This window comes from Mesorhizobium yinganensis, from assembly GCF_040081985.1.
GTDB lineage: Bacteria > Pseudomonadota > Alphaproteobacteria > Rhizobiales > Rhizobiaceae > Kumtagia > Kumtagia yinganensis.
In genome coordinates this window covers 19,612-39,344 of record NZ_JBEBMH010000005.1, presented here as the reverse complement: position 1 = coordinate 39,344, position 19,733 = coordinate 19,612, and the positions used below count along the sequence as shown (strand labels likewise).

Below are 19,733 nucleotides of genomic sequence, written 5' to 3'. Positions count from 1 at the left end.
CCACGATCCATTTTCGAAGCCGCCAAATTCAGGCGCCGGGGAGATCTCAAGCGTCCGAGGTCGCGGCGTTATCGTGGCGGCGGCTTGACATTCGCGTGTTCGCGCCCGACTTCTCGCGGGCCGAATGGAGACCGCAGCATGCTCGAGCCCCGACGATCGACGATCGACGCGGGAGAAGTCGAACGCTTCTCCGCGCTTTCCGCCGAATGGTGGAACCCGAACGGCAAGTTCCGGCCGCTGCACAAATTCAATCCGGTGCGCCTTTCCTACATCCGCGACCAGGTGGCGGCGCGGTTCGGCCGTGACATCCATGCCGCGCGGCCGTTCGAGGGCCTGCGCTTCCTCGATATTGGCTGCGGCGGCGGCCTTCTGTGCGAACCCATGGCGCGGCTTGGCGCGGAGATGGTCGGCGCCGACGCTTCGGCCACCAACATCGAGGTGGCGAAGCTGCATGCGGCCGAATCGGGGGTGACGGTCGACTATCGCGCCGCGCCCGCCGAGGATCTGGCCGACGCAGGGGAGAAATTCGACGTCATCCTCAACATGGAAGTGGTCGAGCACGTTTCGGATGTCGGCCTTTATCTCACACGCTGCGCCGAGATGGTGAGGCCCGGCGGCGTCATGTTCGTGGCCACAATCAACCGCACGCTGAAGGCGCTGGGACTAGCAATTATCGGCGCCGAATACGTGCTGCGCTGGCTGCCGCGCGGCACCCACCAGTATGGCCGGCTGGTACGCCCCGACGAACTGGAAAAGGCCCTGTCCGAAGCCGGCATGACGGTCGTCGACCGCACCGGTGTCGTCTACCACCCGCTTGCCGACCGCTGGCAGCGATCGAAGGACATGGACGTCAACTACATGGTAATGGCCGAAAAGCCCTCCGTCGCGTGACCGCGGGACCTACATCGCCTCGATGACCACCCGCCGGTTGAGCGCGCGTCCTTCCGGCGTCCCGTTGTCGGCAACCGGGTGATCCTCGCCGTCGCCGCCCGGCTGGAGCAGCGAAGCGTCGAACAGCTTTTCCCTGACGAAAAAATCCGCGACAGCCTGCGCGCGCTGACGGGAGAGACGCTTGTTGTAGCCGCCGCCGCCGACATTGTCGGTGTGGCCGGTGATGTAGATCTTGTGGTCGGGCTGAAGCCTCTGCTTGATGTAGGCGGCGGCCTCGCGCAATCTCTGCTCCGAGCCCGGCTTGAGCCGGAAACTGTCGAAGGCGAACAGTTCCTCGCTGGGGACCCGGAAACCGATGGTGGCCGTGGCCGTGGCAGGGCCGATCCGCTCCGGCGAACCCTCGACGCGAAGATGCTTCGGCGCCTTGGCGGAGATGCCGTTGGCCGTCGATATGCTGGCCTGTTCCGAATGATAGCCCGGATGCTCGTCGAGCCGCCGCACCAGCGGCACGATTTCTTCGTAGGAAATGCGGCGCTTGGAACCCGGATCGCTGTCGAGATTGAACTGCTTTGCCAGCCTGATCGCCGTTTTCACGACGCCGTAGCCGGCTGGAATTGTGGGATTGGGATCCTTCAGCAGGAGATAGACGGCCTGCGCCAGATAGGCCGCCGACTCGTTGGCCTTAGCGGTCATCTTCACATATTCCATGTCCTTGATGGCGTGTGTGCATTCGTGGACGAGAATCGATTTGTTGAAGAGGTCAGGCGGCGAACTGGCCTTCTGCGTCGTGAGCGTATCCGTCTCGGAGTTGTAGGTAGCAAGCCCCTCATCGTCTCCAGTCTCGACCAGAATCTGGTCGTCGCGGATGAGTTCGAAAATCTTGCGGTAGGCCTCGCCGCGGATGTGAAGCCCGTCGACGGAGAAATCCATCTTGTTGAGGACCGAATCCCCGACCGCTGTCAGCACGTCCATTTGACCGAGTGGCATTTTAGCTTTCCTTGCTACGGCTCGCGGGCTCGCGCCCGCTCGGCAATGGACGTGAGGATTCGAGCACTTATTTTATGTCAATGGCCACACAACATGTGGAAGGTCACAAGTTACACCCTTCACGAGGAGAGGAACATTGCCCGCTATAGGTCCAGTTACAATATATGACTTGGACCAGTTACGACAGGTTGCAATTCAAATCCATGTTCTGTCGGCTGATCCTCAAGCAATAACAACTTATCGAGTGTATTGATCGTATCGATACAAGTGCATGCAGAAAAAGCTAGTTGCCAATTTCGGGCGCAAGATACCTGTTTGCGGGCAGCAGGGAGGTACGGATCGGTAAGCCGGTTACAAAGGCTTTCGTGGGCGCAACACAAGCGTCGCATCGACTTCCGACGGGCGCATAAGCCACGGCGAGTGAACGAGCGACGCGGTCGCGTTTCGCGACAGGTTGCAAATCTTCAAGACCGGCGTAACCGGTGGCGGCATGATGGCGCGGCATGAAACCAACCCCGCGCGGGACAAGATAATGACAGCCGACGATTTCCGCCGCATCGCGCTCTCCTTGCCGGAGACCGAGGAAAAATCGCATTTCGGCAAGCCGGATTTTCGCGTGCGCAATCGCATTTTCGCCAGCCTGCCGCCGGGCGGCCGCGCGGTGCTGAAGCTGACACCGGAAGAGCAGGCCGTGCTTGCCGAAGCGGAGCCGGAGATCTTCCGGCCGGTCAAGGGCGGCTGGGGCCGTCAGGGCTGGACTGAGGTGACTTTATCGGCGGCCGACGAAACCACCCTGCGCAGCGCCTGCCTCATGGCCTGGCGCAACGCTGCGCCGGTATCGCTCCGAAAACGTCAGGCGTCCGCCGGCGAGCCGCCGTAAGCTAGGGAAAACTCAGTTTCGATCGTCAGGGAAAACCGGGATCGGCATGAACTCGACACCGTCATCCACCAGGCCCTTGGCCTCCTCGGGCGTCGCCTCGCCATAGATGCCGCGGGCCTCGGTCTCGCCGAAATGGATTTTTCGCGCCTCATCGGCGAACTTGTCGCCGACGTAATCGGCGTTCTCGCGCATCTTCTCCGACAGCGCCTTGAGCTGCGCCATCGCCTGCTTCTGCGCCTCGCCCATCGCCAGCGCAATTTTTTCCTTCTTGCGGCCCGTCGAGACGGAGGGCGCCATCAGCGCCTTCTCGACCTTTTTCGAGCCGCATGCGGGGCATTCGACGAAACCGCGCTTCTTCTGGGTGTCGAAATCGTCATTGTTGCGGAACCATGCCTCGAATTCATGGTCGTGGTCGCAATGCAGGGAAAAACGGATCAAGATGCGGCTCTCCGCAGCGCTGGCTTCAGCCGCGCCACATGGTTGACGGCGAACTCGCGGGCGTTCTTCAGATTGGGGATTTTTTTGCGCGCCTGCGCCGAAAGCGCGGTGTCGATCTCGGCGATGACGACGCCCGGCTCGTCATGGTCGGCCTCGGCGATGATCCTGCCCCATGGATCGACGATCAGCGAATGGCCATAGGTTTCGCGGCCGTCCTCATGCTTCCCGCCCTGCGCGGCGGCGACGACGAAGGCGCCGTTCTCGATGGCGCGGGCGCGCAGCAATATGTGCCAGTGCGCCTCACCGGTCTGGCGCGTGAAGGCGGCCGGCACCGTCAGCACATCCGCACCGGCAAGCGCCTCGGCACGGAAGAGTTGGGGGAAACGCAGGTCGTAGCAAACGGCGAAGCCCAGCCGTGCGATGTCCAGATCGGCGATGGTCGCGCTTGCACCCGCCTCGTAGGCCGCGGATTCGCGCCAGCTCTCGCCGTTGTCGAGGTCGACGTCGAACATGTGGATCTTGTCGTAGGATGCAAGCAGCTTACCGTCCGGGCCGAACAGCAGCGCGCGGTTGGCGAGTTTTCCGTCGGTGCGCAGGATCGCCGTCGAACCGATATGCAGATAGATGCCGAGTTCGGAGGCCAGCCGCGCCGCCGTCGCCACCACCACGTCCTTCTCCTCGGTGGTGAAGGCGGTCGCCCGCGCATCCTTGTCGCGCACCAGCGCGCCGGTCATCTCGGGCGTCTGCACGTAGGTTGCGCCTTTTGCGGCGGCTTCGCGCACCATCGCTTCCATGTCGGCGGCGTTGCGGCGGGGCTCGGTGCCCGACCGCATCTGAATCGCGGCGGCCTTGAAGATGCTCATCAAAAATCTCCTCAGTTCAACGTGCCGGTCGCAAGCAGGCCGTCGAGTCGGCCCTGCGCGTCCAGCGCATAAAGATCGTCGCAGCCGCCGACATGCACGTCGCCGACGAAGATCTGCGGGAAGGTGGAACGGCCATGGGCGCGGGAAATCATCTCGGAGCGCAGTTCCGGCGCAAAGCTCGCATCGTGCTCCGTATAGGTCACGCCTTTGCGCTCCAGCAGGCTCTTCGCCGCGACGCAGTATCCGCACATCATGCGTGTATAGATCGTGACGTCGACCATTCCGTCATACCCTCGTTACGTCAGTATATAGTCGCTCACTCTTCCGGCAGGAAGTCCCCCGGCAGAACCCGCGCGAAGGTCAGCACGTCGACGGCGGAAGCGCCGCCCTTGCGCAGCGCCCGCGTCACCGCCGAAACCGTCGCCCCCGTCGTATAGACATCGTCGATCAGCAGCACGCGCCGGTCGCGCAGCCTGGCCCTGGCCGCGGCCGGCACGGCGAAGGCGGCGCGCACATTGTCCTCGCGCTCCTTGTGCCCAAGCCCGACCTGCTGCTGTGTGACCTTGACCCGCAGCACCGCCAGCGGATCGAACGGCACGCCGGTCATGCGGCTGACGGTGCGCGCCAGTTCCGCCGACTGGTTGAAACGCCTGCGGAAGAAACGCCAGCGGTGCAGCGGCACCGGAACGATCAGGTCGGCATCGGGAAACAGCTCGAAGCCGGCCCGCACCATCCACTCGGCCATCCACGGCGCGAGGTCGGTGCGGTCGTTGTATTTCAGCCGCTGCACCATCTGCCGTGCCACGCCGGTATAGGCGACGGCGGCGCGCGCCCGCGCAAAAGGCGGCGGATTGGCGATCGCCTCAGCCGAAAGGAAATTCTCGCCCATGTCGTGGGTAAACGGCGTGCCCATCACCGGGCACCAGGGACGGTCGAGCAGGCGCAGCTTCGGCCAGCACACGCCGCACAGCGAACCCGGCTGGCTGACCTGCCGCCCGCAGCCGGCGCAGACCGGCGGAAACAGTACGCGCGCCGGCGTCTTCAACGCTGCCGCCGCGAATTCCTTGATCTCAGCGCCCCAATCCGCCATGTGAGTGGCTCCCAAGGCGGGAAAATAGCAGAAGCGCGGCAAGCCGTCGCGTCTGGTGCGATTGAGACCATGCAGCCGATTTTCGACACAGCCCTGTCCTTGCAGCACAAGCGCCGCGCCCTGGCCCACCCTGTCGCCGGCGCGGACTTTTTGATGCGGCGCGTCGCCGAAGACCTTGCCGACCGCCTTGCCACCGTCGAGCGCCGTTTTCCCGATGCGGCCACGCTGTTCTGCGTAACCCCCGATGCCCGGCAGACCATCGCGGCCAGCGGCAAGGCGGAAACGATCACCAGGGTTGAGGCTGATACTGCTTTCCTCGGCGACGACGTCGGCAAAGTGACGCCGCCCGAGACAGTTCCCTTGCCACCCGAAAACCTCGACCTCGCCGTCTCGCTGCTGTCGCTGCAGGAGGCCAACGACATACCGGGCGTGCTGATCCAGATTTGCCGCGCCTTGCGTCCGGACGGGCTGTTCCTCGGCGCCATGGCCGGCGGCGGCACGCTGGCCGAGTTGCGCGAAAGCCTTCTCGCCGCCGAAAGCGAGATTTATGGCGGCGCCAGTCCGCGTGTCTTCCCCTTCGCCGATGTCCGCGATGTCGGCGCGCTGCTGCAGCGGGCCGGCTTCGCGCTTCCCGTCGCCGATGTCGAGACGGCCACAGTGCGCTATTCCGATATGTTTGCGCTGATGCGCGACCTCAGGGCCATGGGTGCCACAAACACGCTTGCGGCGCGCTCGCGCCGTCCCGCGACCCGCGCTTTGTTCCTGCGCGCCGCCGAGATTTATGCGGATCGGTTCTCCGATCCTGACGGAAAAATCAGGGCTACCTTCTCGATCATCTGGATGTCGGGCTGGGCGCCGTCACCGACGCAGCGGAAGCCGCTGAAGCCCGGCTCGGCAAAGATCTCGCTGGCGGAAGCGCTGCGTGAAAGCTGACGCGCGGCCATAAAACTTGCCGCGGAACCGCGTGCCGGCAGAAACCCTATTTGAGCAAAACCTTGTTGATCTCGCTGTTGTTGTCGCCCCACAGGAACTCAAGCTGATCGGCAAAGGTGCCCACCCCGCCAACGATGGCGAGGGAGATGAGCGCAATGATCAACCCATATTCGATCGCGGTGGCGCCATCCTCATCCTTCAGAAATCGACGGATCAACTTGCTCATCGGCCCTCGCCCTCTGTCTTTTACCCTAGAGAGAAGAGATTAAGGAAGGTTAACGCCGCAGCATTAACGCCCGATGAAATGCCAGTGCCAATTTGCACCGAACCCCGGCGCGGCGTTCAATGCCTGTCTCAGCAATCGCCGCTGCGCGTTCCATTGTCGCGCAGGATGCAGACCGAATTCGGCGTCGGTTGCAGCACGCTCCTGCGGATTGTGTAGGTGCCGGTGTAGCCGATCGAACCGGTCGACATCATGTCGAGGCCGGGCGACATGTCGCCTTGAGCGATATGGCCGTTGAGGCGGTTGTCAAGAATCTGCGAGACGACCAAGGCGATCGCAACGGCGGCCGATCCGAAAAGCAGCGCGATGCGCAGCGCGCCGCTACCCGCCGCCTCGATCCTCGATCGCCGGCGATGGATGTCGTCGAAGTCCCGATCGTCCCAAGCCATTCTTCGCCTTTGCCGCCTGCCGAATCGGCCTGCCCGGTGCCGATTGCAAACCTCATTCGCGCATATTCGATTAAACTTTTTCTTAATTTTCCCTGCCTGCTGCGTGGGCGGGTTCAAAGCAGGTCGATGAGGAACGGGATCAGCGGTTCGTCGGCAGGCGGCATCGGATAATCGCGCATGTTTTTCGGCCGCACCCATTTCAGCACCTGCCCTTCCTTCGGCGTCGGGATGCCTGAGAAACGCCGGCAGACGAAAAGCGGCATCAGAAGGTGGAAAGTCTCATAGGTGTGGCTGGCAAATGTAAGCGGCGCGAGGCAGGCGGTCTGCGTCTCCACGCCGATCTCTTCCTGCAACTCGCGGATCAGCGTTTCTTCCGGCGTCTCGCCGGGTTCCACTTTGCCGCCCGGAAATTCCCAGAGGCCGGCGAGCGCCTTGCCCTCGGGCCGCTGCGACAGCAGCACACGTCCGTCGGCGTCCACCAGCGCGCAGGCCGATACCAGCAGGATGCGTTTCCCCGGCTTCGCTTCCGAGGCGTTCAAGGCTGGATATCCGACGGCTGCCGATAGTGGTAGCGATAGAGTTCGCAAAACCCGATGCTCTCGTAGAGTTTCCGCGCCGGCGCATTGGCCGCCTCGACCTGCAGCCACGCGGTGTGCGCGCCGCGCAGCCGCGCCCATTTCAGCGCCGAAAGCACGATTCTCCGGCCATGACCCTTGCCGCGCTCGGCCGCTGCCGTGGCGATTTCGAACAGTCCCGCCAGATCGCCGTCATGCACGCAGACAGCGGTCGCCAGCGGCTTGCCGTCCTGCTCCAACACGAACAGCCCGGCCTCCGGCTCGACGGCCTCGATCACGCCAGCCAGCCCCTGCCCGAGCGCGGCCTCCTCACCACGCACGGCGACGGCCGCGCCGACGAAGCGGCCGACATCCTTCATCGGTATCTGGTCCATCGCCTCATCGACCGCCGCGTCGCTGAGGGGCAGCCGCATCACGAGGGATTCATCGAAACGCGACCAGTGCATGTGGTCGAGATGCTCGGAAATGGCCGTGGCCGCCAGCGGCGAAAGGCGCATCGTTAGCGGCCGTCCCGCCGCGCCGAACCGCCAGGCGGCGCGCTCCAGCCGCGCCGCGATGTCCAACGTATCGCCGGGATCGAGCGGATTGACGGAATTCAGCCGTTTCGCCGGATGGCCGTTGGTCAGCCGGATTGCCCACGCGCCGTCATAATGCACGGAACCGGCCGGCCAGGCGCGAAACCCCGCAGCCTCGAAGCGGCGCACCGTCGTCAGTTCCGGCATGGGGACAATGCCCATCGCCTCGGTCTCAGCTTCTGTAGTCGCCATTGATCGCGACATATTCCTTGGTGAGGTCGCAGGTCCAGACCGTCGCCTTGCCGCGCCCCAGCCCGATGTCGGCGCGGATCGCGATGTCGTCGCGCTTCATGTAGGCCGAGGTCGCGGCTTCCGAATAGTTGGGATCACGCTCGCCCTCGAAGGCGAGGCGGTTGTCGCCGAACCAGATCGCCAGGCGGTCGCGGTCGGCGGGTTCGCCGGCCTTGCCGACGGCCATGACGACGCGGCCCCAGTTTGCGTCCTCGCCGGCCACCGCCGTCTTCACCAGCGGCGAATTGGCGATGGACAGTGCTATGCGCTTGGCCGAGCGCGCCGATTTCGCTCCGGTCACTGTCACCTCCACCTGCTTGCGCGCGCCCTCGCCATCGCGCACCACCTGCAGCGCAAGTTGCTTCAACAGGCGGTTCAGGGCTCGTTTGAACTGGGCGAGCCGCGCATCGCCCACATCCGAGATGCGTGGCGCGCCGCGTTTTTCCGCGGCACCCGTGGCGAACAGCATCAGCGTGTCGCTGGTCGAGGTGTCACTGTCGACCGTAACCGCATTGAAGGTCGAGCCGACGCCCTTCGACAGTAGCGCTTGCAGCACGGGCGCATCGATCGCCGCATCCGTCGCCACGAAGGACAGCATCGTCGCCATATCCGGAGCGATCATGCCGGCGCCCTTGGCGATGCCGTTGATGACGACGTCGGCCTCGCCGATCTTCACCGTCGCCGTCGCGACCTTCGGATAGGTGTCCGTGGTCATGATCGCCTTTGCCGCTTCCGTCCAACGGTCGGACTTGGCCTCCTTGGCCATGTCGGCGAGCAGATGCGAGAAACGGCCAGCGTCCAGCGGTTCGCCGATCACGCCGGTCGAAGCCAGAAACACCTCGCCTGGGGTCGCGCCGACAGCCTTGGCCGCTGCCTCGCCGGTCATGCGCGTCGTCTCACGGCCTTTCTTGCCGGTGAAGGCGTTGGCGTTGCCGGAATTCACGACCAGCATCCGCGCCTTGCCGTCGCCAAGGTTTTGCCGGCAGAAGTCGACCGCCGCCGACGGGCATTTCGAGCGCGTGAATACCCCTGCCGCCGTCGTCCCCTCGTCGAACACCATCGCCAGCAGGTCGGTACGGCCCTTGTATTTGATGCCGGCCTCAGCCGTGGCGATGCGGACGCCCTCGACGGCCGGCATTTTCGGATATTTTTTGGGGGCGAGCGGGGAGACGGTAGCGGACATCGAGGCCTCGTGGCGGAACGCTTGCTTGACGGCGCTCCGTTTGCCCGATGCGTCGGGGCCGCGCAAGGCGTTTTCACCACCCGGCGCGTTTCCTGCAAGGTCCAAAAGAAAACGCCGCGCATCGAAAGTGCGCGGCGCGGGATGCCGAAATCGCTGGATTTGCGCAGTCGCTCGGAGAGCCGCGCCGATCCGGTCAGTTGATCGCGGCTGCTTGCTCGATCACGACCTGGTCGGCCACGCGGCTGATTTCGACCATGATCGGCGGCATCCCTACTTCCCGGGGTGTGGACAATTTGATGGCCTGTCCTGAGGCAAGGACAGCTTCGAAGCGAACCGGCGCACCGCTCTCGGCCGCCGCCAAGGTCGCCACGACATGAAAGCCGGCAGGCTCGACCGTATAGTAGGCAACACCGCTCATCGTGCCGAGATCGATGCTGCGTGCAGCCATCGGCTTCAACTCGCCAGCAGTCGCATGGCCGCCGAACGTAAAGGCGACCAACGCCGCCATCGCGAAATATCTGGTCATCGTTTCTCCCTCCTGGGTTCGGGCCGCGCGAGACCGTCGCAAGACCAGAGCCCCGCCGGTTCATCTGCGGCATTTGTTGAGCCGGAGAAGATCCAGTGGCGTTACATCCGCCTCTTTTCTCCCGCCGATGCGAAAGTTCTAGAGGCGCAATGTTTCAGGAGAATGTCCCGGTTTTGTGGTTTTGTTTCTGAAAGCAGGGGAAGGATTTCACAAATTGCGCAGAAAGCCACAAAAACTGCGCTCCAGTCCAAGAAGCCGGCCGTTTCCAGGCGGTTTGTCGGCACCGCCCGTTACATCCGAACGATGCCGCCGTAACAATCGATGGCCTATTTCTCCGACTGCTCGATCGCGTCCACGCCTTTCTTGAGGTCCGGGTCGGTCACCTCGATCTTGCCGTCGGCGCGCAGCTGCTTGACCAGCGCGAAATATTTCTCGCGCAGCAGCAGCGAGCGGAACTGTTCCTTCACCTGCTCGAAGGCCGGCGGCTGCTTGGCGCGCTTGTCCTCGACCAGAATGATATGCCAGCCGAACTGGGACTGCACTGGTTGCTTCGTATAGGAGCCAGGCTCCAGCGCGAACGCCGCAGTCTCGAATTCCGGTACCATCTGCCCCGGGCCGAACCAGCCGAGGTCGCCGCCCTGCGCGCCCGAACCCGGATCGCTCGACTTCTCCTTGGCGATGTCTTCGAACTTGGCGCCGCCGTCGAGCTGCTTGATGACGGCCTCCGCCTCTTCCTTGGTCTTCACCAGGATGTGGCGGGCATGTACCTCATTGACCGGCGGCGTATTGGCCATCTCGGTGTCGTAGCGTTTGCGGACATCCTCGTCGGTGATCGTCGCGGCGACTTCCTTCTCGATCACTTCGCCATGCAGTGCACGCTGTTCGAGGAAAGCCATACGCCGCTTGTACTCGTCGGACTTGTCGAAGCCCTTGGCTCGTGCCTCGTCCGCAAGCAGCCTGATCTCGATGACCGCGGAGAGCGCGGCGGCGCGCTTCTGCTCCTCGGGCAGGCGAGCGAACTGCTGATCGAGGTCCTGGATGGCCTGCTGCAGATCGGCTTCGGTGACCGGCTGGCCGTCCACCGTTGCAATCACCTTATTGGGATCGACCGCGGCCGCCTTGCTGGGTTCTGCGGCGGTTTCCTGTGCCAGCGCGACGCCGGAAACGGTCAGCAGCATCGCCGCAAGCCCAAGGCTGGCGAGCTGGGCGCGGCGGGAACGGAACTTCATGACTATTCTCCGGTGGGAAGGCTTTTCGCGGCGGTTGTTGCGGAATGTGGCCGGATTTGCTGGCACTTCAAGCGGTGCCGCGCGTTGACATCGAAAGTGCCCCCTCTTATCTGTCCTTTGTCTTGGCGTCCAGAAAGAATTCCGGGCGCCCTCTTCCGTTGCGATACGCTCAGGTCCGGACTGCCGTCCGCCAGCGAAGGCGTCGGAATACCGTGTTTTTGAAAGGGCCATGGATGGTCAGTCTCGGCGGTCTCGCCCGTAAGATCTTCGGTTCCTCGAACGATCGCCGCGTCAAGGCGACGCGGCCTCGGGTGGAATCCATCAATGGCCTCGAAAATGAGATGCGGGCGCTTTCCGACGACCAACTGCGCGCCCGCACGGAACAGTTCCGCGCCGATCTCGCCAACGGCGCCAGTCTCGACGACATCCTGGTCCCGGCCTTCGCCACGGCGCGCGAGGCGTCGCGGCGCGTCCTCGGCATGCGCCCCTTCGATGTGCAGCTTGTCGGCGGCATGGTGCTTCACAACGGAGGCATAGCCGAGATGCGCACCGGCGAAGGCAAGACGCTGGTCGCCACGCTTCCCGTCTATCTCAATGCGCTGGCCGGCAAGGGCGTGCACGTCGTCACCGTCAACGACTATCTCGCCAAGCGCGACTCCGAATGGATGGGCCGCGTCTACGGCTTCCTCGGGCTGACCACCGGCGTCATTGTCCACGGCCTCTCCGACGAACAGCGCCGCGCCGCCTACGCCTGCGACGTCACCTACGCCACCAACAACGAGCTTGGCTTCGACTATCTCAGAGACAATATGAAATACGAGCGCGCCCAGATGGTGCAGCGCGGCCACAACTACGCCATCGTCGACGAGGTCGACTCCATCCTGATCGACGAGGCGCGCACGCCGCTGATCATCTCCGGTCCGCTCGAAGACCGCTCCGACATGTATAATACGGTGGATGCGTTGATCGTGACGCTGGTGCCGGAAGACTATGAGATCGACGAGAAGCAGCGCACCGCGATCTTCACCGAAGGCGGAACCGAAAAGGTCGAGGACCTTTTGCAGGCGCGGGGCCTGCTCAAGGGCGAGTCGCTCTACGACGTCGAAAACGTCGCCATGGTCCACCATGTCAACAATGCGCTGAAGGCGCACCGCCTGTTTCAGAAGGACAAGGACTACATCGTTCGCAACGGCGAGATCGTCATCATCGATGAGTTCACCGGCCGCATGATGCCCGGCCGCCGCTACTCCGAGGGCCTGCACCAGGCCCTCGAGGCCAAGGAACATGTGCAGATCCAGCCGGAAAACCAGACACTGGCCTCCGTCACCTTTCAGAACTATTTCCGCATGTACAAGAAGCTGGCCGGCATGACCGGCACGGCAGCGACGGAGGCGGAAGAGTTCGGCAACATCTACGGGCTGGAAGTCACCGAGGTGCCAACCAACAAGCCGGTGCAGCGCAAGGACGAGGATGACGAGGTCTACCGGACCGTCGAGGAGAAATACAAGGCGATCATCCGCGACATCCGCGAAGCCTCCGACAAGGGCCAGCCGATCCTGGTTGGCACCACCTCCATCGAGAAATCAGAGCATCTGGCGGATCGCCTTCGCAAGGAAGGCATCAAGGATTTCCAGGTGCTGAATGCCCGCTACCACGAACAGGAGGCTGGTATCGTCGCCCAGGCCGGCCGGCCGGGTGCCATCACGATTGCCACCAACATGGCCGGCCGCGGCACCGACATCCAGCTCGGCGGCAATGCCGACATGCGCATTGCCGAGGAACTCGGCGCGATGGAGCATGGCCCAGAGCGCGAGGCGCGCGAGGCCTCGATTCGCGCCGACATCGAACGGCTGAAGGAGAAGGCAATCGGCGCCGGCGGCCTTTATGTGCTGGCCACCGAACGCCATGAAAGCCGCCGCATCGACAACCAGTTGCGCGGCCGTTCCGGCCGTCAGGGCGACCCTGGCCGTTCCAAATTCTACCTGTCGCTCCAGGACGATTTGATGCGCATCTTCGGCTCCGACCGCATGGATGGGATGCTGCAGAAACTCGGTCTCAAGGAAGACGAGGCGATCATCCATCCCTGGATCAACAAGGCGCTGGAAAAGGCGCAGAAGAAGGTCGAGGCCCGCAACTTCGACATCCGCAAGAACCTGCTGAAATACGATGACGTGCAGAACGACCAGCGCAAGGTGGTGTTCGAGCAGCGCCTGTCGCTGATGGACGGCGAGAACCTGTCCGAGACGGTCGCGGAGATGCGCCAGGATGTCATCGACGACCTCGTCGCCAAGTGCATCCCCGAGAACGCCTATGCCGAGCAGTGGGACGCCGCCGGCCTGAAGGCCGGCCTGCAGCAGTTCGTCAATCTCGACCTACCCATCGAGGAATGGGTGAAGGAGGAAGGCATCGACGAAGAAGTCATCCGCGAGCGCGTCAGCAAGGTTGCCAATGACGCCGCCACCGAGCGTGCCGAGCGCTTCGGCCCCGAGGTGATGACCTATGTAGAGCGCTCCTTCCTTCTCCAGACCCTCGACCATCTGTGGCGCGAGCACTTGGTCAACCTCGACCATTTGCGCTCGGTCGTCGGCTTCCGCGGGTACGCCCAGCGCGACCCCCTGAACGAGTACAAATCAGAGAGTTTCGAGCTCTTCCAGGCGTTGCTCGGCAACCTCAGGCAGTCGGTGACGGCGCAACTGATGCGCGTCGAACTGGTGCGGGAGGCGGCTGATGCTCCTCCGCCGGAGGCGCCGGAGACGTTTGGCCAGCACATCGACGCCACCACCGGCGAGGACGACTTCAATGAAGGCTTCGGCGACGCCGAAGTCATGACCCGCGTCGCCGTCGAGCGCGTCGTCGCCCCCGAAGACCGCGACCCGTCAAAGCCCTCGACATGGGGCAAGGTCGGCCGCAACGAGGCCTGCCCCTGCGGCTCCGGCAAGAAATTCAAGCACTGCCACGGCGCGTTCGCCTGAGCACCATAAAATAAGGCCACCTCCCTCGATCGAGGGAGATGGCCGGCGGGACAAAGGGCCGTGGTCCCGCAAGACACTCAATTCGGTCGGCGGGCAACGGTCAAATAGCTCTGCCGCAACCCGCCTTTGCCGATGACAAATCCCAGCCCCCGCCCGGCGCCGCCACCAACGATCGCGAAAATATCCTACGATTGCACGACGGTCATACCCCATATGGGTTAGTCGCCCGGGGAAGCCGGCGTTTCCCGACTGGAGGCACCTCCGCCTGTAAACAGCGGACTGCGGCGTTATGAACGGATCAGGCGTTCGGCGGGATCAGTTGCACCAGCAGCCGTGCCAGGTCCGCCTGCCGATTGCAGCCGGTCTTCTGCAGTACGCTCTTCACCTGGTTGCGCACCGTTTCCACACTTTTGGCATCGGCCAGCGCGATCTGCTCCGCCGTCCTGCCGGCTGAAATCCGCGCCGCGATCCCGGCCTCGGTCACGGAAAGATCGAACAGCGCCTGCAAGAGCGAAGTCGCCTGCGTCGGCGCATCCGAGGCCCTGGTCAGCACCAGGATCGCCGCGGCTCGCGTGAACAGGTCGTGCGCAGCCAGGCGGATCGGCACGACATGCAGCACCGCCGGCGCGCCGCCTGCAGCATCGATCAACGGCAGCGAGCATACGCCCTGCCCGGTGGCGATCATGCCGAGCGCTTCGTAGAGCTGCCGGTCGGCGCGGCGGTCCTTGAGCGCGATGCGCTCCGCCCCGCGCGTCGTCCAGAACGATCGTTCGGTGTCGAAGCCGGCATTGGCCACGATCACGATGCCGGACTGATCGACGGCACAGGCGGCCAGTCCGAGAGCCGACAGGGTTTCGACGGCGTTCCTCGCCTGCTCGAAGCGGAGCCGAGCCGAGACCAGCGCCGATCGCGCCAGATGCGGCCGCAGGACATCGAGCCGGTCGGCGATTTCCCGCCGAACGGCGCCATCAGTGAAGCGACCCTCGCAATGCACGACGATGCTGTCGCCGGTCTGTGGCACGATATGGGTGCCGACACCGAACCCATATCCGCGCGGTATCAGGAAGTCTTTGTACACCGGCTCTGCATCTATCTCCGCCTGGGTCAGGATGTCGTAGTCGGTGATGAAGCCTGGATAGGGTCTGGCCAGCAATCTCGCTGTCCGCGTGTTATTGGCAAACCGGTCGAAATGCGCCCTGACCAACTCATCGGCCTCCAGCGACGAGACGGCCCAGCGGGCCTCGCCATTGCGCACGGATGCAACCGCGGCCCAGGCGGTGCCGGAGAGTTGGACAAGCCCGGCGAGAACGCCCGGCCACAGCTCTGGGACCACCGAAGCCTCGTAGATGCGGTCTACAAGGGTCTCATGCATGGCCGACACCACCGCCTGGCAGCGGGGTCGGGATCACGCTTTTGGAGACCGGCGGGATCAGTTGCGCCAGCAGCCGCGCCAAATCCACCTGCCGCCGGCAACCGGTCTTCTGCAGCACACTTTTCAACTGGTTGCGCACCGTATCGACGCTCTTGCCGTCGACAAGCGCGATCTGCTCGGTCGTCCGGCCGGCCGATATACGTGCGGCGATGCTGGCCTCGGTCGCCGAAAGATCGAACAGTGCCTGAAGCAGCGACGTGGCCTGGGTCGGCGATTGGGAGGCCTTGGTCAACACCAGGATTGCAGCCGCACGCATGAACAAATCATGCGCCGCGCGCCGGATCGGCACGACATGCAGCACCGCCGGCGCACCGCTGGACGACCCTATCAGCGGCAGCGAGCGCACCCCCTGCCCCGTGCCGATGACGTCCAGCGCATCGTAAAGCTGCCGGTCGGCGCGGCGGTCCGACAATGCGATGCGCTCCGCGCCGCGCGTCGTCCAATACGACTGTTCGGCGTCGAAATCGCGATTGGCGACTAGCACCGTCCCGCCCTGACTGACCGCGCAGGCGGCGAGGCCGATGCCGGAGAGCGTTTCCACGGCCGTTCTCGCCCTTTCAAAGGCAAGCCGCGCCGAGATCAGCGCCGAGCGCGCCAGATGTGGCCGCAAATCATCCAGCCGCCGCACGACGTCAGCCCCGTAGGGCCCATCACCAAAATCGCCCTCGCCATGGAAGATGATCGTATCGCCGGTGGGCACCTGGATCGCGGTCGCGATACCGCGTCCGTAGCCGGCGGGGATCAGATAGTCGGCAAACAGCGGTTCGCTGAGGATCTCGGCTTCCGAAAACACGTCGCGGTCGGTCATGAAGCCCGCACGTTGCGCCGCCAGCAGCCGGCCGGATCGCTTGAGGGCGCCTTCGTAGCGATAGTGTTCCTCGGCCAATTGTTCGGCCCGGGCCGATGAGCCGATCCATTTGAAGCTTTCGCCGTTGGTGGCGACCATCACCGCTTCCAGGCTCTCGGCGATGACAGCAAAATCCCGCAGCACATCCGGCCAGAATTCCGGAAGCACAGAAGCCTCATAGATGCGATCCGCAAGCCCCTCCTGCGGCGAACCACCGAAAACGTGAGTCGTCACAAATCTCCCTACCTCCCGCACGAGAGTAGCAGAAAGCGGGAAAAGTCAAAAGGCGGCAACGGCCGGCCGGCTTACGCCATTCGAGGAATCGCAGCGTCGTCGGCCCGCCCTACACCCGATGGAACAGGTTTTTCACCCGGTTGCGCAGGATGCGCGCCATGTTGCGCGTCTCGCGGTAGAGATGCAGTTGCGAGGCGGCCTGACGGACCAGGCGATCCGAATTCGGAGTCATGCCGATCACCACCGTGCCTATCTGGCGCCGCTCGGTCCACAGCCGGCTCATCACCGGGTGGTCGGGCACCGCGCAGGAATCGGTGGCATCGATGTTCGGATCGTCGAGATGCTGCTTGGTCACCTCGATCATCAGCAGCGTGCCGGGCGACAGCGCCGCATGAGTTTCGTCATAGGCGGTCTTCCAGGTGTAGGCGATGCCGGCCTCGACGAAGACGATCAGTGCCGCGATCGGCTCGCCGTCCAGCGTCAGAAGGTGCACCCGGCACATGTCCTGCTCGGCTAGGCGGTGCACCGCCTCGCGCGCGAAGGCGGCGCGGAACCGATCGATCGCCATGGCGGTTCGCTGGCGGCCCTTCCAGCCGGACGCCTCCAGCGTCAGGAAGGCCTCGAGGCCGTTGCGGATGTCGTCCTCGCCACGGGCGACGACATGCTCGAGCCTCCCCTTCTCGCCCAGCCGCCGCTTCATGCGCCGGAATTCGCGATAGTGGTGGGACCGCAGGGAAGCCTTCAGATAGGCCTCGCCGTCGAGTTCGCTTTCAAGGAAGGGCCTAAATTGCGGCGATGTCGTTTCGATCGGCAGACCGCGCGCGTCTGCGACAGAGGTCAGCATCGTGGCGACCGCCCCATCAAGGCGAATTTCCGGCAGCACCAGCACCTTCGGCAGCTTAAGATGCGGCCTGGACAGCATGTCGAAGAAATCACCGACTACGCCTTGAGGATCGTCGCGGTCGAGCAGCGGCGTGCCGAGCGGGCCAAACGGGCTCGACCAGGTGCGCATGATCGACACGCCGAGCGGCACGCCGGGTTTTTCTATGGAAAACGGTACGAGCAAGCGCAACCGCGACTTCTCCTCGTCGCCATCGCGGATGACGGCGAGCCGCACCTCGCGGTCCTCCAGGCGTGGCATGGCGGGCGCCAGGAAGCGCGGATTGAAGAAGACGTTGGGCTCCAGCGTGCGCTTGCACAGATAATCCAGTTCCTCGACCAGGTCGAAGCCCGCGGAAGCCGCATAAATGGAGAGCCGCCGCACCGGACGCCGGTTCTCGATCAGTTCCTCATGTGCCGGCTTGCGCACGGCACCGGCGAGGCCGGCCAGACCCGAGATCATCGTGCCGGCCGGTCCGCCGCTTATCTCGTCGATCAGCGGTTGGGCTGCCATCAGCGAACTCCCCTGGCGGCCGGTGGCGGCATGAAGATGACCATGACGATGCCGAGTTTGCGCCAGGCGGTGAAGGAAAGTGCTGCGGCTTCGAACACGATCGAGCTTGCCGTGGCGACGGCAGCCCCCCACAGGCCGAGCCGGGGTATCAGCAGCACGCTGAGGCCGACATTCAGCGCCAGCGTCAGCGCATAGACCAGGGCGCAGACATTCTGATGGCCGCTCATGGTCAGCAGGCTCTCGCAGGGGCCGACCGAAGCGCGCGCCACAACGCCGGCCACCAGCAGGAAGAGCAGCGGATAGCCGGCCTCGAAGCCCGGGCCGAACAAGGACAGCATCGGTTCGCCAAGCACCAGCACGACCACCGCCATCAGCACGGAGGGCCAGAAGGTCCAGGTAACCGTCTCGCGCGCGAAAACGGCAAGCTTCTCACGGTCGCTGTGGGTGAACTGGGCGTAGCGTTGGGCGGCGCCGGCCTTCACGGCGAAGTAGACGAAATGCACCAGCGCTAGCGTCTTCACCGTGGCGAAGTAGATGGCTACGTCGTCGGGCTGCATATACATGCCGACCATCAGCACGTCGGCATTGGTGAGCAGGTAGAAGAAGCTCTCGACCAGGAAGATTGGCAACGATACGGCGAGCCACGCTTTCAGACGGATATTTCGCGGTCCGGGCGGCAGCTTGCGGTCGACATGCGCGGTGATGCTGATCAACTGCGCCAGGGTCGTCGCATAGGTCGCAAGGACGGTGACGCAAATCGCCACCGTGGCATTGGCTGGAAATCCGAATGCAAGCGCCAGCACCATGAAGACCAGGATGAGGATCGGGCGCGTCAGATAGGTCGGCGCAAGGGCTGCGATCGCCCAGGAATGGGCGCGAGCCATGCCTTGAATCAGGTCGGACAAGGCGACCATCGGCAGGCAGAACATGCCGAGCATGAAAGGCACCACGTAGTAGGGCTCCACGCGGTCCGACAGCAGCCACAGCGCGAGCATGGCGGCAAGCATGATCGCCGTGGAGACGATGAGCACGAACAGGCGGCTGGCCAGGAGTATGCCGCGCAACTCGGCCATCATGTTCTTTTCGCGGAATTCCGGGATGAAACGGATGACCGTCGTGTGGAAACCGAAGCCGGAAATGCTGCCGGCAATCGTCATCGTCGTCCAAACCAGGACGAAGATGCCATATTCGAAGCTGCCCATCCAACGGGCGAGCAACACCTGGCTGACGAAGGCGATGGCCGCGCTTACGACACGGATGGCGAAGGCGATGATCGACATGCGGCCGGCTTCGCCGCGTTCGCCCGGATCGAAGATGATGGCGTCGATGCGCTCGACGAATGGCCGCAACCGAAGCGCGAGGCGCTCGGGCAGAAGCCTTTCGGCCGTCGTTGCCGCGGAAAAGCGCACGCGATACTGTCTCCGGGTCCCGCCAGTCGTTCCGGTCTAGCCGTTACATGTTAAGAAACGGTTGGGTGGGCTGTTCCGCAACCCTCTGGAAACACAAGAGCGTGATCGATCCCCGCGAACGTGCGAAGATGCGGAAGGCTCATTCGATCGGCCCGAAGATGATAGCGTATCTGGAGAAGATCGGCATAGAGCGGCTGGCCGATCTGAAAGGCGCCGATCCGCATCTGGTTGCCATGCGCATCGACGTCGCGCTTGAGCGGCGGCACATCAACCGCCTCGGCGTGTTGGCGCTGGCAAACCCGATCGAACTCGCCAATCGCGGGACCGACGTTCCGGGCCCCGACGCCTGAGTCGGCAACCCCGTAACGTGAGC

General features: G+C 63.9%; 21 protein-coding genes. 5 read left to right on the top strand and 16 right to left on the bottom strand.

Features of this window, described 5'->3' with window-relative positions:
• The first annotated feature begins 138 nt into the window (after positions 1 to 138).
• Entirely contained in the window at positions 139 to 891 is a 753-nt protein-coding gene (gene ubiG, locus ABMA59_RS12020; protein ID WP_349005602.1) for a bifunctional 2-polyprenyl-6-hydroxyphenol methylase/3-demethylubiquinol 3-O-methyltransferase UbiG, read from the top strand.
• A 9-nt stretch (positions 892 to 900) separates the two neighbouring features.
• On the opposite strand, the gene ABMA59_RS12015 is transcribed toward ubiG, so the two are convergent.
• A complete protein-coding gene (locus ABMA59_RS12015) occupies positions 901 to 1,878 on the bottom strand; it encodes an OmpA family protein (RefSeq protein ID WP_349005601.1) in 978 nt (325 codons plus the stop codon).
• Between the two features lie 532 nt (positions 1,879 to 2,410).
• Here ABMA59_RS12015 and ABMA59_RS12010 point away from each other — a divergent pair.
• Entirely contained in the window at positions 2,411 to 2,758 is a 348-nt protein-coding gene (locus tag ABMA59_RS12010) for an MmcQ/YjbR family DNA-binding protein (protein ID WP_349005600.1), read from the top strand.
• Between the two features lie 12 nt (positions 2,759 to 2,770).
• On the opposite strand, the gene ABMA59_RS12005 is transcribed toward ABMA59_RS12010, so the two are convergent.
• The 4 genes from ABMA59_RS12005 to ABMA59_RS11990 are packed head-to-tail and all read right to left on the bottom strand — an operon-like array spanning position 2,771 to position 5,149.
• Positions 2,771 to 3,196, bottom strand: a complete 426-nt coding sequence (locus tag ABMA59_RS12005) for a DUF1178 family protein (RefSeq protein WP_349005599.1) — start codon at positions 3,194 to 3,196, stop codon at positions 2,771 to 2,773.
• Positions 3,193 to 4,059, bottom strand: a complete 867-nt coding sequence (locus ABMA59_RS12000) for a carbon-nitrogen hydrolase family protein (protein ID WP_349005598.1) — start codon at positions 4,057 to 4,059, stop codon at positions 3,193 to 3,195. The genes ABMA59_RS12005 and ABMA59_RS12000 overlap by 4 nt, the downstream gene beginning before the upstream one ends.
• Before the next feature lie 11 nt (positions 4,060 to 4,070).
• Positions 4,071 to 4,340 carry a glutaredoxin 3 gene (gene grxC / locus ABMA59_RS11995; RefSeq protein WP_349005597.1) on the bottom strand — a complete coding sequence of 90 codons (270 nt, stop codon included), beginning with the start codon at positions 4,338 to 4,340 and terminating at the stop codon, positions 4,071 to 4,073.
• Positions 4,341 to 4,375: 35 nt separating this feature from the next.
• A complete protein-coding gene (locus ABMA59_RS11990; protein ID WP_349005596.1) occupies positions 4,376 to 5,149 on the bottom strand; it encodes a ComF family protein in 774 nt (257 codons plus the stop codon).
• Between the two features lie 69 nt (positions 5,150 to 5,218).
• Between ABMA59_RS11990 and ABMA59_RS11985 the strand changes: the two genes are divergently transcribed.
• Positions 5,219 to 6,082 (top strand): methyltransferase domain-containing protein, encoded by an 864-nt coding sequence (locus ABMA59_RS11985; protein ID WP_349005595.1) that lies wholly within the window; start codon positions 5,219 to 5,221, stop codon positions 6,080 to 6,082.
• A 46-nt stretch (positions 6,083 to 6,128) separates the two neighbouring features.
• On the opposite strand, the gene ABMA59_RS11980 is transcribed toward ABMA59_RS11985, so the two are convergent.
• The 7 genes from ABMA59_RS11980 to ABMA59_RS11950 all read right to left on the bottom strand — a co-directional run bounded on the left by ABMA59_RS11980 (position 6,129) and on the right by ABMA59_RS11950 (position 11,073).
• Complete coding sequence (locus tag ABMA59_RS11980) at positions 6,129 to 6,308, bottom strand: Flp family type IVb pilin (protein WP_349005594.1); 180 nt, start codon at positions 6,306 to 6,308, stop codon at positions 6,129 to 6,131.
• A 128-nt stretch (positions 6,309 to 6,436) separates the two neighbouring features.
• Positions 6,437 to 6,754 (bottom strand): hypothetical protein, encoded by a 318-nt coding sequence (locus tag ABMA59_RS11975; RefSeq protein WP_349005593.1) that lies wholly within the window; start codon positions 6,752 to 6,754, stop codon positions 6,437 to 6,439.
• 113 nt (positions 6,755 to 6,867) lie between these two features.
• Positions 6,868 to 7,293, bottom strand: a complete 426-nt coding sequence (locus ABMA59_RS11970) for a (deoxy)nucleoside triphosphate pyrophosphohydrolase (RefSeq protein WP_349005592.1) — start codon at positions 7,291 to 7,293, stop codon at positions 6,868 to 6,870.
• On the bottom strand, positions 7,290 to 8,096 hold the full coding sequence (locus tag ABMA59_RS11965; protein WP_425475907.1) for a GNAT family N-acetyltransferase: 807 nt from the start codon (positions 8,094 to 8,096) through the stop codon (positions 7,290 to 7,292). Before ABMA59_RS11965 ends, ABMA59_RS11970 begins: the two co-directional genes overlap by 4 nt.
• The gene (gene argJ, locus ABMA59_RS11960; protein WP_349005591.1) at positions 8,077 to 9,318 is read right to left on the bottom strand and encodes a bifunctional glutamate N-acetyltransferase/amino-acid acetyltransferase ArgJ; all 1,242 of its coding nucleotides are present in this window, start codon (positions 9,316 to 9,318) and stop codon (positions 8,077 to 8,079) included. Before argJ ends, ABMA59_RS11965 begins: the two co-directional genes overlap by 20 nt.
• 193 nt (positions 9,319 to 9,511) lie before the next feature.
• On the bottom strand, positions 9,512 to 9,844 hold the full coding sequence (locus tag ABMA59_RS11955) for a hypothetical protein (protein ID WP_349005590.1): 333 nt from the start codon (positions 9,842 to 9,844) through the stop codon (positions 9,512 to 9,514).
• Between the two features lie 326 nt (positions 9,845 to 10,170).
• Positions 10,171 to 11,073: a peptidylprolyl isomerase gene (locus tag ABMA59_RS11950; protein ID WP_349005589.1), complete on the bottom strand. Its 903-nt coding sequence runs from the start codon at positions 11,071 to 11,073 to the stop codon at positions 10,171 to 10,173.
• Positions 11,074 to 11,306: 233 nt separating this feature from the next.
• Between ABMA59_RS11950 and secA the strand changes: the two genes are divergently transcribed.
• Positions 11,307 to 14,045, top strand: a complete 2,739-nt coding sequence (gene secA / locus ABMA59_RS11945; protein ID WP_349005588.1) for a preprotein translocase subunit SecA — start codon at positions 11,307 to 11,309, stop codon at positions 14,043 to 14,045.
• Between the two features lie 298 nt (positions 14,046 to 14,343).
• Here secA and ABMA59_RS11940 read toward each other — a convergent pair whose 3' ends face one another.
• The 4 genes from ABMA59_RS11940 to ABMA59_RS11925 form a co-directional block, all read right to left on the bottom strand.
• Positions 14,344 to 15,417 (bottom strand): helix-turn-helix transcriptional regulator, encoded by a 1,074-nt coding sequence (locus tag ABMA59_RS11940; RefSeq protein ID WP_349005587.1) that lies wholly within the window; start codon positions 15,415 to 15,417, stop codon positions 14,344 to 14,346.
• Positions 15,410 to 16,558 (bottom strand): helix-turn-helix transcriptional regulator, encoded by a 1,149-nt coding sequence (locus tag ABMA59_RS11935; protein WP_349005586.1) that lies wholly within the window; start codon positions 16,556 to 16,558, stop codon positions 15,410 to 15,412. Before ABMA59_RS11935 ends, ABMA59_RS11940 begins: the two co-directional genes overlap by 8 nt.
• Before the next feature lie 109 nt (positions 16,559 to 16,667).
• Positions 16,668 to 17,951, bottom strand: a complete 1,284-nt coding sequence (locus tag ABMA59_RS11930) for a GNAT family N-acetyltransferase (RefSeq protein WP_349005585.1) — start codon at positions 17,949 to 17,951, stop codon at positions 16,668 to 16,670.
• Positions 17,951 to 19,360 carry a lipopolysaccharide biosynthesis protein gene (locus tag ABMA59_RS11925; protein WP_349005584.1) on the bottom strand — a complete coding sequence of 470 codons (1,410 nt, stop codon included), beginning with the start codon at positions 19,358 to 19,360 and terminating at the stop codon, positions 17,951 to 17,953. The genes ABMA59_RS11930 and ABMA59_RS11925 overlap by 1 nt, the downstream gene beginning before the upstream one ends.
• Before the next feature lie 101 nt (positions 19,361 to 19,461).
• Here ABMA59_RS11925 and ABMA59_RS11920 point away from each other — a divergent pair, with 101 nt between their 5' ends.
• Positions 19,462 to 19,710 carry a hypothetical protein gene (locus ABMA59_RS11920; protein WP_349005583.1) on the top strand — a complete coding sequence of 83 codons (249 nt, stop codon included), beginning with the start codon at positions 19,462 to 19,464 and terminating at the stop codon, positions 19,708 to 19,710.
• Positions 19,711 to 19,733 lie beyond the last annotated feature (23 nt).